The organism is Allobosea sp. (assembly GCF_051860145.1).
GTDB lineage: Bacteria > Pseudomonadota > Alphaproteobacteria > Rhizobiales > Beijerinckiaceae > Allobosea.
Genome location: NZ_JBHYEM010000005.1, coordinates 132,645 through 145,753 on the forward strand (window position 1 = coordinate 132,645; position 13,109 = coordinate 145,753).

13 protein-coding genes are annotated in these 13,109 nt (G+C 67.9%); 10 read left to right on the plus strand and 3 right to left on the minus strand.

All coding sequences use genetic code 11. The annotated features are described in order from the left end of the window. Positions 1-68: 68 nt before the first annotated feature. The 8 genes from ACTIF2_RS10715 (at position 69) to ACTIF2_RS10750 (ending at position 8,001) form a co-directional block, all read left to right on the plus strand. Positions 69-698 carry a DsbA family protein gene (locus ACTIF2_RS10715; RefSeq protein WP_439497049.1) on the plus strand — a complete coding sequence of 210 codons (630 nt, stop codon included), beginning with the start codon at positions 69-71 and terminating at the stop codon, positions 696-698. 144 nt (positions 699-842) lie between these two features. Then, positions 843-4,298: a chromosome segregation SMC family protein gene (locus ACTIF2_RS10720; protein WP_439497050.1), complete on the plus strand. Its 3,456-nt coding sequence runs from the start codon at positions 843-845 to the stop codon at positions 4,296-4,298. Between the two features lie 206 nt (positions 4,299-4,504). Beyond that, positions 4,505-4,879 carry an AtpZ/AtpI family protein gene (locus ACTIF2_RS10725; RefSeq protein WP_439497051.1) on the plus strand — a complete coding sequence of 125 codons (375 nt, stop codon included), beginning with the start codon at positions 4,505-4,507 and terminating at the stop codon, positions 4,877-4,879. A 52-nt stretch (positions 4,880-4,931) separates the two neighbouring features. Further along, a complete protein-coding gene (locus ACTIF2_RS10730; RefSeq protein WP_439497052.1) occupies positions 4,932-5,678 on the plus strand; it encodes a F0F1 ATP synthase subunit A in 747 nt (248 codons plus the stop codon). A gap of 67 nt (positions 5,679-5,745) precedes the next feature. Next, on the plus strand, positions 5,746-5,973 hold the full coding sequence (locus ACTIF2_RS10735; protein ID WP_114830240.1) for a F0F1 ATP synthase subunit C: 228 nt from the start codon (positions 5,746-5,748) through the stop codon (positions 5,971-5,973). Between the two features lie 71 nt (positions 5,974-6,044). Further along, positions 6,045-6,602, plus strand: coding sequence for a F0F1 ATP synthase subunit B (locus ACTIF2_RS10740; protein WP_439497053.1), 558 nt, complete (start codon positions 6,045-6,047; stop codon positions 6,600-6,602). A gap of 10 nt (positions 6,603-6,612) precedes the next feature. Then, positions 6,613-7,095, plus strand: a complete 483-nt coding sequence (locus tag ACTIF2_RS10745; protein WP_439497283.1) for a F0F1 ATP synthase subunit B family protein — start codon at positions 6,613-6,615, stop codon at positions 7,093-7,095. Positions 7,096-7,191: 96 nt separating this feature from the next. Further along, positions 7,192-8,001, plus strand: a complete 810-nt coding sequence (locus ACTIF2_RS10750; protein WP_439497054.1) for a dienelactone hydrolase family protein — start codon at positions 7,192-7,194, stop codon at positions 7,999-8,001. 10 nt (positions 8,002-8,011) lie between these two features. Here the strand turns inward: ACTIF2_RS10750 and ACTIF2_RS10755 are convergent, their stop codons facing one another. Further along, positions 8,012-9,250 (minus strand): L,D-transpeptidase family protein, encoded by a 1,239-nt coding sequence (locus ACTIF2_RS10755; RefSeq protein WP_439497055.1) that lies wholly within the window; start codon positions 9,248-9,250, stop codon positions 8,012-8,014. A gap of 49 nt (positions 9,251-9,299) precedes the next feature. Between ACTIF2_RS10755 and ACTIF2_RS10760 the strand changes: the two genes are divergently transcribed. After that, positions 9,300-9,680: a type II toxin-antitoxin system Phd/YefM family antitoxin gene (locus ACTIF2_RS10760; protein ID WP_439497056.1), complete on the plus strand. Its 381-nt coding sequence runs from the start codon at positions 9,300-9,302 to the stop codon at positions 9,678-9,680. Next, positions 9,677-10,102, plus strand: a complete 426-nt coding sequence (locus tag ACTIF2_RS10765) for a type II toxin-antitoxin system VapC family toxin (protein ID WP_439497057.1) — start codon at positions 9,677-9,679, stop codon at positions 10,100-10,102. The genes ACTIF2_RS10760 and ACTIF2_RS10765 overlap by 4 nt, the downstream gene beginning before the upstream one ends. Positions 10,103-10,106: 4 nt before the next feature. Here ACTIF2_RS10765 and gcvPB read toward each other — a convergent pair whose 3' ends face one another. Both gcvPB and gcvPA read right to left on the minus strand, forming a co-directional pair. Continuing rightward, positions 10,107-11,681: an aminomethyl-transferring glycine dehydrogenase subunit GcvPB gene (gene gcvPB, locus ACTIF2_RS10770; protein ID WP_439497058.1), complete on the minus strand. Its 1,575-nt coding sequence runs from the start codon at positions 11,679-11,681 to the stop codon at positions 10,107-10,109. Further along, on the minus strand, positions 11,681-13,021 hold the full coding sequence (gene gcvPA, locus ACTIF2_RS10775; RefSeq protein WP_439497059.1) for an aminomethyl-transferring glycine dehydrogenase subunit GcvPA: 1,341 nt from the start codon (positions 13,019-13,021) through the stop codon (positions 11,681-11,683). The genes gcvPB and gcvPA overlap by 1 nt, the downstream gene beginning before the upstream one ends. Positions 13,022-13,109 lie beyond the last annotated feature (88 nt).

A 13,109-nucleotide genomic window follows, 5' to 3' on the forward strand; every position in this document is an offset into this window, starting at 1 on the left:
GATCTTGCCACAATCGTGATGGCCTCTATGGTCCGGCCATCCATTTCGACCCTTCGAGGACTTGCAAGATGACGAACAGGCGACAGCTTCTCACCGGCGCCGCCGGGATCGCAGCCGCCGCGATGCTGGGCTCGCGCGCGGCCCAGGCGCAATCTTCGAATCCCGAACTCGCCACCGAGGGCCCCCTCGGCGATGTCTGGCTCGGCAAGGCCGACGCCAAGGTCACGATCATCGAGTACGCTTCGCTGACCTGCAGCCACTGCGCGACCTTCCACAAGGACACCTGGCCGGAGCTCAAAGCGAAATATATCGACACCGGCAAGGTCCGCTTCACGCTGCGCGAATTCCCGCTCGATCCGCTCGCGACCGCCGGCTTCATGCTGGCGCGCTGCAACGGCAACGACAAATATTATCCGATGTCCGACCTGCTCTTCGCCCAGCAGCGCAACTGGGCCTTCACCGAGAAACCGGTCGATGCGCTGTCGACCATGGTGAAACAGGCCGGTTTCACACAGGAATCTTTCGAGGCTTGCTTGAAACGGCAGGATATCTATGACGCCGTCACGCAAGTGAAGGATCGTGGGGCCAAGGCTGGCGTCGACTCGACGCCGACCTTCTTCATCAACGGGCAGAAGCGTTCAGGTGCGCTTTCGATCTCGGAGTTCGACAAGATCCTCGAACCGCTTCTCGCGGGCTGAAGCCGCGCGTCCTCCCTTCTCCCCTTGGGGGAGAAGGTGGCAGCGCGAAGCGCTGACGGATGAGGGCCGAGCGCCATCATCCTTCCCTCATCCGTCTGCTTCGCAGACACCTTCTCCCCCAAGGGGAGAAGGAGAGAGGCGTCCATGCAGCTGACGCGCCTCAAGCTCACCGGCTTCAAGACCTTCGTCGAACCCTCGGAATTCCTGATCGAGCCGGGCCTGACGGGTGTCGTCGGCCCCAATGGCTGCGGCAAGTCGAATCTCGTCGAAGCGCTGCGCTGGGTGATGGGCGAGAGCTCGTTCAAGAACATGCGCGCGTCCGGCATGGACGACGTCATCTTCTCCGGCTCGTCGGACAGGCCCGGCCGCAACATGGCCGAGGTGGCGCTGACCCTCGACAATTCCGACCGGAAGGCGCCGGCCAGCTTCAACGACACCGACGTCCTGGAGGTGACGCGCCGGATCGAGCGTGAGGAAGGCTCGACCTATCGCGTCAACGGCAAGGAGGTGCGCGCCCGCGACGTGCAGTTGCTCTTCGCCGACGCCGCCACCGGCGCCCGCTCGCCGGCTCTCGTGCGCCAGGGGCAAATCAGCGAGATCATCGCCGCCAAGCCGCAATCGCGCCGCCGCATCCTCGAGGACGCCGCCGGCATTGCCGGCCTGCATAGCCGCCGCCACGAGGCGGAACTCCGTCTCAGGGGCGCCGAGGACAATCTCACGCGGCTCGAGGACGTGCTCGGCGAGATCGACGCGCAGGTCGAGGCGCTGCAGCGGCAGGCGCGGCAGGCCGGGCGCTATCGCAGCCTCGCCGCCGATATCCGCCGCGCCGAGGCGACGCTGGCGCTGATCGCCCATCATGATGCGCGCGAGCAGGAGGCAACGGCCGAGCGCGCTCTGGAAGCCGCGATCCGCAGCGTCGCCGACGCGACCGGCATGCAGGCCGAAGCCGCGCGCCACCAGGCGATCGCGGCGCACGCCCTGCCTCCCCTGCGCGAGGCCGAGGCTGCATCTGCTGCGGCGCTGGTGCGGCTGAAACGCGGGCTCGACGAGCTCGAAGCCGAGAACCGCCGCGCCAAGCAGCGCAGCGAAGAGCTGGGCCGGCGCCTCACCGAGCTGCAAAGCGACCTCGCGCGCCAAAACAGCATCGCCAGTGATGCGGCCGAAAGCCTCGCCCGGCTGGCGCAGGAGGATGAGGCGCTCGTCCAGGAGACCGACGACTCGGCGACGCTTGGCGAGGCGGCACAAGCCGCCCTGAGCCAGGCCGAGACGGCGCTGGCCGAAGCCGAGGCCGAGCATGCGACGGCACAGGCCAGGCTTTCCGAGCTTGGCGCCCGCCGCGGCGCGCTGGAGCGGGCGCTGCGCGAGGCGCGGGAGCGCGAAGCCAGGCATGTCACTGAGCGCGAGCGCCTGGTCCGCGACCAGGCCGCACTCGACGCCGACAGCGCGACAAGCCCGCTGGATGCTCTCCGCACCGGCCTCGGCGAGGCCGAGGGCGCCATGCGCGAAGCCGATCTGGCGGCCGGGACCGCCCGCGCCACGCTGGCCGCCGGCCGCGAGACCGAAACGCGCCTGCGGGCCCCGCTCGCCGAGGCCGACCGGCAGGCGCAGCGGCTCGAGACCGAGATCCGGACCTTGCAGAAGCTGCTGGCGCCGGCTTCGGGAGATTTCTGGCCGGCGATCGTCGAGGCGATCAGCGTGGCGAAGGGCTTTGAGACCGCGCTCGGCGCGGCGCTCGGCGACGATCTCGACGCCGCCTCCGACGCCTCGGCTCCGGCGCATTGGCTCGACACCGGCGACGGCGCGGACGATCCCGTCCTGCCTGCCGGCATCGAGCCCCTGGCCCGCCATGTCCGCGGACCGCAGGCGCTCGCCCGCCGGCTGGCGCAGATCGGCGTGGTGGCGCGCGAGGACGGCGCCCGGCTGCGCGGCGCGCTGAAGCCCGGCCAGCGGCTGGTCTCGCGCCAGGGCGACATCTGGCGCTGGGACGGCTTCACCAGCGCGGCGGAAGCGCCGACCCCGGCGGCACGGCGCCTCGTCGAGAAGAACCGGCTCGGCGACCTCGAACGCGAGGCGCAGGCGGCGCGCGAGGCGGCGGAAGCGGCGCGCGAAGGGCTCGACAACGCCGCGCAGGCCGTCAAGGCAGCCGCCCAGGCCGAGACCATGGCCCTCGAGACCGCGCGGCGGGCGCGGCGCGACTTCGACCTCGCGCGCGAGCAGCTCACCAGCGCCGAGCGCAAGGCCGGCGAGGTCGCGGCCCGGCGCTCGGCGCTGAGCGAGGCGATCGCGCGCCTGGGTCAGGCGATCGCGGAAGCCGGGGCGCAGGCGGCGAGCGCCGACGAGGGAATGGCCACGCTCGCACCGACGACCGAACTGGAAAGCACCCTGCTGCATGCCCGCGTCGCGCTCGGCGAGCAGCGCGCCGTCGCATCCGACGCGCGCGCCCGCGTCCAGACCCTGGGGCGCGAAGCGGAGCTTCGGGCGCAGCGTCGTGTCACGATCGCCAACGATATCAAGGCCTGGCAGGAGCGCGCCCAGGCCAGCCGGCAGACCGCCGACGAGACGAAACGCCGCATCGAGACGGCCGAGGCCGAACAGAAGACCCTGCTCGAGGCCCCCGACACCTTCCTGGTCGAACGCCGCCGCATCATCGCCGAGATCGAGACCGCGGAGACCGCGCGGCGCGAAGCGGCCGACAGGCTGGCCGCCGGAGAGACCGCGCAGGCGGAGACCGACCGCGCCGCACGCGCGGCGCTGGAAGCATTGTCCGGCGTGAGGGAGGTCCGGGCGTCCGCCGAAGCGCGGCTGGAGGCTGCCCGCCAGCGCCTCGCCGACGTGGCCCGGCAGATCGAGGACGGGCTGGAGACCAGCCTTGCCGGCCTCCAGGAGCTGACCACGATCAAGCCGGGCGACGCGCTGCCGGAACCGGGCGAGATCGAGCGCCGGCTCGCCGGGCTGAAAGCCGAGCGCGAGCGGCTGGGCGCGGTCAATCTGCGCGCTGAGGAGGAACTCGCGGAGGTCCAAGGCAAGCGCGAAGGGCTGACCGGCGAGCGCGACGATCTCAGCGAGGCGATCCGCCGCCTGCGGCAGGCGATCGGGGCGCTCAACCGCGAGGGCCGGGAGCGGCTGCTGGCGGCCTTCGAGATCGTCCATGGCCATTTCCAGCGGCTGTTCGGGATTCTCTTTGGCGGCGGCACCGCCGAGCTGAGGCTGGTCGATTCGGACGATCCGCTCGAAGCGGGGCTGGAAATCTTCGCGCGCCCCCCGGGCAAAAAGCCGCAGGTGATGACATTGCTCTCCGGCGGCGAACAGGCGCTGACCGCGACCGCGCTGATCTTCGCCGTCTTCCTGACCAACCCATCGCCAATCTGCGTGCTCGACGAGGTCGATGCGCCGCTCGATGACGCCAATGTCGAGCGCTATTGCGACCTGCTCGACGAGATGGCGCGCAACACGCAGACGCGCTTCATCCTGATCACGCATAATCCGATCACGATGGCGCGGATGGACCGGCTGTTCGGCGTCACCATGGCCGAGCGCGGCGTCAGCCAGATGGTCTCGGTCGACCTCGCGACGGCGGAGCGCATCCGCGAAGCGGTCTGAGCGCGGTCCGCAGCGGGCGGTCGGCGCGCCCTTCGGTGCCTAAAAAATCCAATTAACTCAAAGCATTAAACGAACCCCGTCAGCTTGACAGGGTTCCGCACCATTCCTATGGTCCGCGCGATTTTTCGGGGCTGTCCGTCGCGAGGTGGCGTATCCTGCACCCTCGCAAAAGACACCCCGAACCCCGCAGAACAAGGTCCCGTCTCATGGCGCAAGGCAGTCCAAAAGGGCCCGAAAGCGATGGGCCCACCCAACCGGGCGACGAAGCCCTGTCACGCCGGCTCGACACGCTCGAGGCCAAGCTGCGCGACGTCGAAGCCCGCAAGGGCAGCGTCCGAAAGACCGAGGGGCAGTCGCCCAATATGTCGGGAATCGGGCAGGCCTTGCGGCTGTCCACCGAATTCATAGCCGGCATCATCGTCGGCGGCGGAGCCGGCTGGGCCTTCGATCGCTGGCTCGGAACCAGTCCCTGGGGACTGATCGTGCTGCTGCTGCTCGGCACCTGCGCGGGTTTTTTCAACGTCGCGCGCGCAGCGGGGTTGATGAAATCTCGCACTGGCGATAAGTCGGGCGCCAAGTAGCGGCCCCGGGGCGGTTTTCGTCCTGGAATGACAGCGGAGCTCAAGGCGCCAGATGGCCAGTCCCATCGAACAGTTCGAGATCAAGCCGATCATCAAGCTCGGCACGATCGGCAATAGCGAGATCGCCTTCACCAATTCCGCGCTGTTCATGATGATCGCGCTGGCGCTGATCGTCCTGCTCTTCGTCTATGGCACCCGCAGCCGCTCCCTGATCCCCGGTCGAATCCAAGCCCTGGCAGAGATGGGCTACGAATTTGTCGCGAATACGGTGAAGGATTCCGCCGGCCATGACGGCATGAAATTCCTGCCGCTGGTCTTCTCGCTGTTCATGTTCGTGCTGTTCTGCAACCTGATCGGCATGGTGCCCGGCGCCTTCACGGTGACGAGCCACCTGGTCGTGACGGCCGCATTGGCGGCGCTGGTGATCTTCACCGTCATCATCTACGGCATCGTTCGCCACGGCGCGCATTTCTTCGGCCTGTTCGTGCCTTCCGGCGTGCATCCGCTGATGCTGATCATCCTGGTGCCGATCGAGGTGATCTCCTTCGTCTCGCGCCCGATCAGCCTGTCGGTCCGTCTCTTCGCCAACATGCTGGCGGGCCATATCGCGCTCAAGATCTTCGCCGGCTTCGTCGCCACGCTGCTCTTCGCCGGCGGCTGGGCGATCCTCTCGCCGCTGCCGCTGGTGCTGACCGTCGCGCTGATCGCTCTCGAATTCCTCGTCGCAGTGCTGCAGGCCTATGTCTTCGCAGTCCTGACCTGCATCTATCTGCACGACGCCCTGCATCCCGGACATTGACGCAAGTCAGCGTCCGGTAGCTCTCCCACCCCTTCGATCCTCACCAAACCTCTCAAGGAGTTTTCCCATGGACCCGATCGCTGCCAAGTATATCGGCGCTGGTCTCGCTTGCCTCGGCATGGCCGGCGCGGGCATCGGCCTCGGCAACCTGTTCGGCCAGTTCCTCTCGGGCGCGCTGCGCAACCCGTCGGCGGCCGAAGGCCAGCGCGGCACCCTGCTGCTCGGCTTCGCGCTGACGGAAGCGCTCGGCATCTTCTCGCTGCTGATCGCGCTGCTGCTGCTCTTCGCCGTCTGATCCGGCTCGAGCACGCTTCCCGAAGCTGCACTGCGGACACTGAGGTCCGCAGTGCCGGATGAGGTTCAGTGATGGCCACGCCAGCCACGACCACGACGGGCACCGTTGCCCATGGCGGCTCCGGGGCCGCTCAGGGCGGCGCCTTCCCGCCGTTCCAGTCTGAGACCTTCGCCTCCCAGCTCCTCTGGCTGGCGATCACCTTCGGCTTCCTGTACTGGCTGGCCGACAGGGTCATCGTGCCGCGCCTCGGCGCGATCCTCGCCGACCGCGCCTCGCGCATCGGCGGCGACCTGAACGAAGCCGCGGCGATGAAGACGAAGGCCGAAGAGGCCGTCGCCGCCTACGAGAAGTCGCTTGCCGAAGCCCGGGCGAAGTCCCAGGCGATCGCGCAGGAGACGCGCGATGCCGTCAACGCCAAGAGCGACGAGCGCCGCAAGGCGGTCGAGTCCGACCTCTCGGGCAAGCTCGCCGAGGCGGAAGGCAAGATCGTCGCGATGAAGAGCAAGGCCATGGGCAATGTCTCGACCATCGCGGCCGATGCGGCTGCCACCATCGTGGCGAAGCTGACGGGCGTTGCGCCTTCACAGGCGGCCGTCGACGAAGCCGTCAAGGCCAGCACCAAGGGGTGAGCGGACAATGCTGAACAATCCGACCTTCTGGGTGCTGATCGCCACGGCGATCTTCGTCGGCCTCGCGATCTATATGGGCGCCGCCAAGGCCGTCACCGCCGCTCTCGACAAGCGCGGCGAGATGATCGCGGCGGAACTGGCCGAAGCGCGCCGCCTGCGTGAAGAGGCCGCCGCGATCCTCGCTGCCTATGAGGCCAAGCGCAAAGCCGCCGAGGCCGAAGCCGAAGCGATCGTCACCGCCGCGCGCGAGGATGCCGAACGGCTCGCCAAGGATTCCGAGGCGAAGCTCGCCGATTTCGTCACCCGCCGCACCAAGTCGGCGGAAGACAAGATCGCGCAGGCCGAGGTTCAGGCCGAGGCCGAGGTCCGCGCTGCGGCCGCCGAAGCCGCCACCCGCGCCGCCGAGACGATCCTGCGCAACCAGGTCGGCGGCAAGACCGGCGAAACGCTGTTCGCGGCCGGCCTCAAGGAAATCAAGACCAAGCTGAACTGAGCTCCCGGTCCAGCGCCATGCATTCGACGCCGCGATCCGACAGGATCGCGGCGTCGTCGTTTTGAGCGACCGCCTTCGCCACCCGGGAGCCTCGCCATGCCCGCCCGCCGCCGGATCGTGCTCGCCCTCACGCTCGCCGCGAGCCTGGCGTCCCCAGCCGCGGCGATGGAACAGGTCAGCTTCCCCTCCCGCGACGGCACCATGCTGACCGGGCTGCTGGCGAAGCCGGACGGCCAGGGCCCCTTCCCCGCCATCGTCGCGCTGCATGGCTGCAGCGGGCTCTGGACCCGGTCCGGGCGGCTGTCGGCGCGGGAGGCCGACTGGAGCGCGCGCTGGGTCGCTGCTGGCTTCGCCGTGCTGCTGCCGGACAGCCTGCGCCCACGCGGTCTTACGGCGCTCTGCAACAGCCGCGAGCGTTCGCTCCGGCCCGCCGACCGGGCGAAAGATGCGCTCGGCGCGCGCGACTGGCTCAGCGCGCAGCCTTTCGCTACCGCCGACAAGGTCATGCTGGTGGGTTGGTCGAATGGCGGGTCGACCGCGTTGCGCGTGGCGGGCGAGCGTGCCGCGGCAGGCCCGCAGGGGTTCCGCGCCGTTATCGCCTTCTATCCAGGCTGCCGCGTGATCCTGAAGCGCGGCTGGCGGGCGCAGGCGCCGACCACGATCCTCCAGGGCCTCGCCGATGACTGGACGCCCGCGGCCCCGTGCGAGGACCTGGCTCGCCAGGGTGGCGCGCGATTTGTCGGCTTCCCCGGCGCCTATCATGATTTCGACCACCCAGACCTGCGGTTGCGCGAGCGCACAGCCGCCTATTCGCAGCGTGCGGACGGGAAGGTGACGATCGGAACCGATCCTGCGGCGAGGACGCGCGCCATCGACGAGGTGATGGCGATCCTGCGCCGGCCCTGAGGCCGATGCCTCAATTGACCGCGGTCACCGTCAGTGCGCCTGGTCGCGGCACGGGCAGCGGCGTGCCCTGGGGCGACGCCGGCTTGGGCTTGCGGGCCTGGATCGTCGAGGTGACGATGCCCTGCGGGGTGTCGAGGCCGTAGATGTCCTCGCGGAACTGGACGAGTCCATCGCCGCTCTGCCAGCCGGTGAGATAGACCCAGGCGACCGGCACGGCCTTCTTCAGGCGGATATCCTTGCGCTCGCCCTTGGCGATCTCGGCCTCGATCGCCGGCTGATTCCACTCGGTGCCTTCGAGAAGCCAGGCGGCGAGATCGCGCACGCCCTCGATGCGGGCGCAACCGGAGGAGTTGAAGCGGACATCGTTGCGGAACAGCGTCTTCTTCGGCGTGTCATGCATATAGACCGCCTCGCCGTTCGGCATGTCGATCTTGAGCTGGCCGAGTGAGTTGGTCGGGCCGGGCTCCTGCCGGACGTAGAAATAGGGGTTGGTCAGGCTCGCCCAGTTGACGCTCGCCGGATCGATCTCGCGATTCTCGGCGCCGAGCAGCTTCATGTTCGACTTCGCGATAAAGCCGGGATCCTTGCGCATATGCGGGATGATGTCGGCCTTCACGATCGACATCGGCACCGTCCAGTACGGGTTCAAGTTCACCGAGGTGATGTTGGCCTGCAGTACCGGCGAAGGCCGGTCGGGACGACCGACGACGGCGAGATGCCGGCGCTGGACCACGCCGTTCTCGACAGCCTCGACGCTGGCGCCGGGGATGTTCACCACCACATAGCGCTCGGCGAAAACGAAGCCGTTGCCCTTCAAACGCTCGAGTGTCGCCGTGAGCTGGTTCAGCCGCACCTCGACCGGCACGTTCAGCGCCTTCAGGGTCAGGCGCCCGACGGTGCCGAGGTCGGAGAGCCCGTGCCGGACCTGGAAGCGCTTCACGGCTGCGACCGTCGCCGCATCGTAGATGTCGCCCGGCAGCGCCGCTGGTGGCAGATCGCCGCTCAGCATCAGCCGCTGCTTCAGCGCGGCAATCTCCGGCCCCTGCGAGCCGGGCTTCAGCGCCGTCACGCCGCCCGGAACCTGCGGCCAGCCGCCACGCGAGGCGATATCCTCATGCGCGATCAGCGCATCGAGCGTGCGGTCATAGGTGTTGGGCCCGTAGCCCGGCTCCTGCGCGCACGCCACGGTCGCCGTCAGCATCAGGGCGAAGACGGCGGCAGCGGGGCGGGCAAAGCGAAAGCATTCCATGGACCAATCCCGAGGCGCGAAGGACGCACCGAAGGAGCTTCCCTCGCATATGGTCAAGGAAGCCTTAAGGCCGTGGAGAAAAGTGACCATAGGGCAGCGGGCCACTTTGAGGGAGAGCCGCGATGACCTATATGGTCATGATGGTCATTTCCTGATGGAGGCGCGCATGACTGCCGTACCAAAAGAGGCTTGGACCGTAGCGAGCGCCAAAGCGCGGTTTTCCGAGTTGATCGACAAGGCCAAATCCGAAGGCCCGCAGACGGTGACCCGCAATGGCAAGCCGGCGGCCGTGTTGGTGTCGGTGGAGGAGTGGGAGAAGAAGACGGCGCGCCAGGGGACACTGACAGAGTTCTTCCAGAACTCGCCGCTACGCGATAGCGGTATCGATCTGGTGCGGCTGAATCACCCGCCGCGCAAGATCGATCTGTGATCTATCTGATCGACACAAATGTCGTCTCCGAGCTGATCAAGCCCAACCCGTCGCCGAGCGTATCGCTTTTCGTGGACGCTTCCGAGGACCGGCTGCATATCAGCGTCATCACCTTGGCGGAGATCGGCTTCGGCATCGCGAGCATGAGCCACGGCCGCAAGCGGCTCGCCCTCGAACAATGGCTGGTGCAGGACATCCCGGCCCGCTTCGGAAGGCGCATCCTCGATGTCGATCGAGATGCCGCGGCCGCCTGGGGCGAGCTCATGGCGTTGTCGAGCCGCACGGGTGCGAACCTTCACGCGATGGACGGCCTGCTCGCCGCAACCGCCGTCGCGCATAAGATGACGCTCGTCACGCGAAATCTGCGCGACTTCTCCAAACTCGGCATCGAGCTGCTCGATCCTTGGACCGAGCAGCGTTGAAGCCCTACTCCGCCGCTTCCGCGACCGGCTCGGGCTTGACCCATTTCAGGATCGGCTGACGCGCCGCCCGGGTCTCGTCCAGACGGCGGATCGGGGCGTGATGCGGCGCCGCGGTGAAGCGCGCCTTGTCGTTGCCCTTCGCCGCCATGGCGAGATCGCGCAGCGTCGCGATGAAGAGGTCGAGCGAGGCCTTCGATTCGGACTCGGTCGGCTCGATCAGCATGGCGCCATGGACGACGAGCGGGAAATACACCGTCATCGGATGGTAGCCCTCGTCGATCATCGCCTTGGCGAAATCGAGCGTGGTGACGCCGGTGCCTTTCAGCCACTCGTCGTCGAACAGCGCCTCGTGCATCGAGGGATGGTCGGGGAAAGGCAGCGACATCAGATCCGACAGGCCGGCGCGGATATAGTTGGCGCTCAGCACGGCGTCTTCCGAGGCCTGCTTCATGCCGTCCGCGCCATGGCTGAGCATATAGGTCAGGGCGCGGACATACATGCCCATCTGGCCGTGGAAGGCGGTCATGCGGCCGAAAGGCGCGGTGCCGGCCGGAGCTTCGGCCTTGTGCTCGACGAGGCGGGCCTTTCCGCCATCGAGATGCAGGAAGGGCACCGGCGCATAGGGGGCGAGCCGGCTCGACAGCACGACCGGACCGGCGCCCGGCCCGCCGCCGCCATGCGGCGTCGAGAAGGTCTTGTGCAGGTTGATATGCATGGCGTCGACGCCGAGATCGCCGGGCTTGGCCTTGCCGACGATGGCGTTGAAATTGGCGCCGTCGCAGTAGAAATAGGCGCCGGCCTCATGCATCGCCGCGGCGATCTCGACGATCTGCGGCTCGAAGATGCCGCAGGTGTTCGGGTTGGTCAGCATGATCGCGGCGATGTCCGGCCCGAGCAGGGCCTTGACGTCCTCGACCGCGACCGTGCCGTCGTCGCGCGCCGGCACCGACTTGACGGTGAAGCCGATCAGCGCCGCCGTCGCCGGATTGGTGCCATGGGCCGATTCCGGCACCAGCACGACATTGCGCGTCGCGCCCTCGCCCTTGGCGGCGATGGCGGCCTTGATCGCCATCATGCCGCAGGCCTCGCCATGGGCGCCGGCCTTGGGGCTCAGCGCCACGGCCGGCATGCCGGTCAGCGTCATCAGGTAGCGCGCGAGCTCCAGCATCACGTCGAGCGCGCCGGGCACGGTCGAGACCGGCTGCAGCGGATGCACGTCGGAGAAGCCCGGCATCCGCGCCGTCTTCTCATTGAGCCGGGCGTTGTGCTTCATCGTGCAGGAGCCGAGCGGGAAGAGCCCGGTATCGATGCCGTAATTCTTCTGGCTCAGGCGCACGTAGTGCCGCATCGTCTCCGGCTCGGAGAGACCGGGCAGGCCGATGCCGTCCTTGCGCGCGTGCTTGCCGAGGCGGCTCTTGAACGCAGCCGGCTTGTCGATATCGACGCCCGTCGTCTCGTGATGGCCGATCTCGAAGATCAGCGGCTCGATCTGCTGCAGCGCGCGGTTGCCGGTGAAGGTCTCGCGGCCGTGATCCACGGTGGAGCCGGCCTGGGTGGGACGTCCCTGACGGTTCAGCATCACAGTACCTCCGCGAGCGCCGCCACGAAGGCCGCCCGGTCCTCATCCGTGTTGATCTCGGTATTGGCGACGATCAGCAGATCGTCGAGCCCGGCGCCGGGCAGCAGGCGCGAGGCCGGCACGCCGGCCAGAATGCCTTTTTCCGCCAGCGCCTCGACGACCTGTGCCGCCGGCTTCGAGAGCTTCACCGTGAATTCGTTGAAGAAGCTCTCGTTGAGCACGCTCGCGCCCTTCACCCCGCCGAGCGCATCGGCGAGCTTGACGGCATTGGCGTGGTTGACCTCGGCCAGCCGCGACAGCCCGGCCTGGCCGAGCAGCGTCATATGGATGGTGAAGGCGAGCACGCAGAGGCCGGAATTGGTGCAGATGTTCGAGGTCGCCTTGTCGCGGCGGATATGCTGCTCGCGCGTCGAGAGCGTCAGCACGAAGCCGCGCTGGCCGTCGGAATCGACCGTCTCGCCGCAGAGCCGGCCCGGCATCTGGCGCAGATATTTCGACTTGGCGGCGAAGAGGCCGACATAGGGGCCGCCGAAATTCAGCGCATTGCCGATCGACTGGCCCTCGCCAACGACGATATCGGCATCCATGGCGCCGGGCGGGGTCACCGCGCCCAGCGAAACCACCTCGGTGAAGACCGCGATCAGCAGTGCGCCATGGGCATGGGCCTTGTCGGCGATCGGCTTGAGATCGCGCAGGTTGCCGAAGACGTCGGGCGACTGGACGACGACGCAGGAGGTCTCGTCGTCGATCTGGGCGAGGATGTCCTCGCTGGCGGAAACGTCAGGAGCCAGCGCCACGATCTCGTCGCTCGCCATTTCCGAGATCGTCTTCACGACATCGGCATAGTGCGGATGCAACCCGCCGGAGAGCACGGCCTTGCGGCGCCTGGTGACGCGATGCGCCATCAGCACCGCCTCGCCGGTGCCGGTCGAGCCGTCATACATCGAGGCGTTGGCGACCTCCATGCCGGTCAGCGCCGCGACCTGGGTCTGGAACTCGAAGAGATATTGCAGCGTGCCTTGCGCGATTTCGGGCTGGTAGGGCGTGTAGCTCGTCAGGAACTCGGAGCGCTGGATCAGGTGGTCGACCGTCGCCGGGACATGGTGCTTGTAGGCGCCGGCGCCGACGAAGAACGGGGCGGAGGAGGCCGCGAGGTTCTTCGCCGCCATGCGGCCCATGATGCGCTCGACCTCGAGCTCGCCCTTGGCGCGCGGCAGATCGAGCGGAGCTTTCAGCAGCTTGCCGGCAGGCACGTCGCTGAACAGCGCGTCGATGCCGGAGACGCCGATGCGCGCGAGCATGTCCTCGCGGTCGGTATCGGTCAGGGGGAGATAGCGCATTCGGGCTTTCCTTGAATGGCGTCATGCTCGGGCCTGACCCGAGCATCTCTTGAACCAGTGCCTTCTCGTCGGGAGATTCTCGGATCTC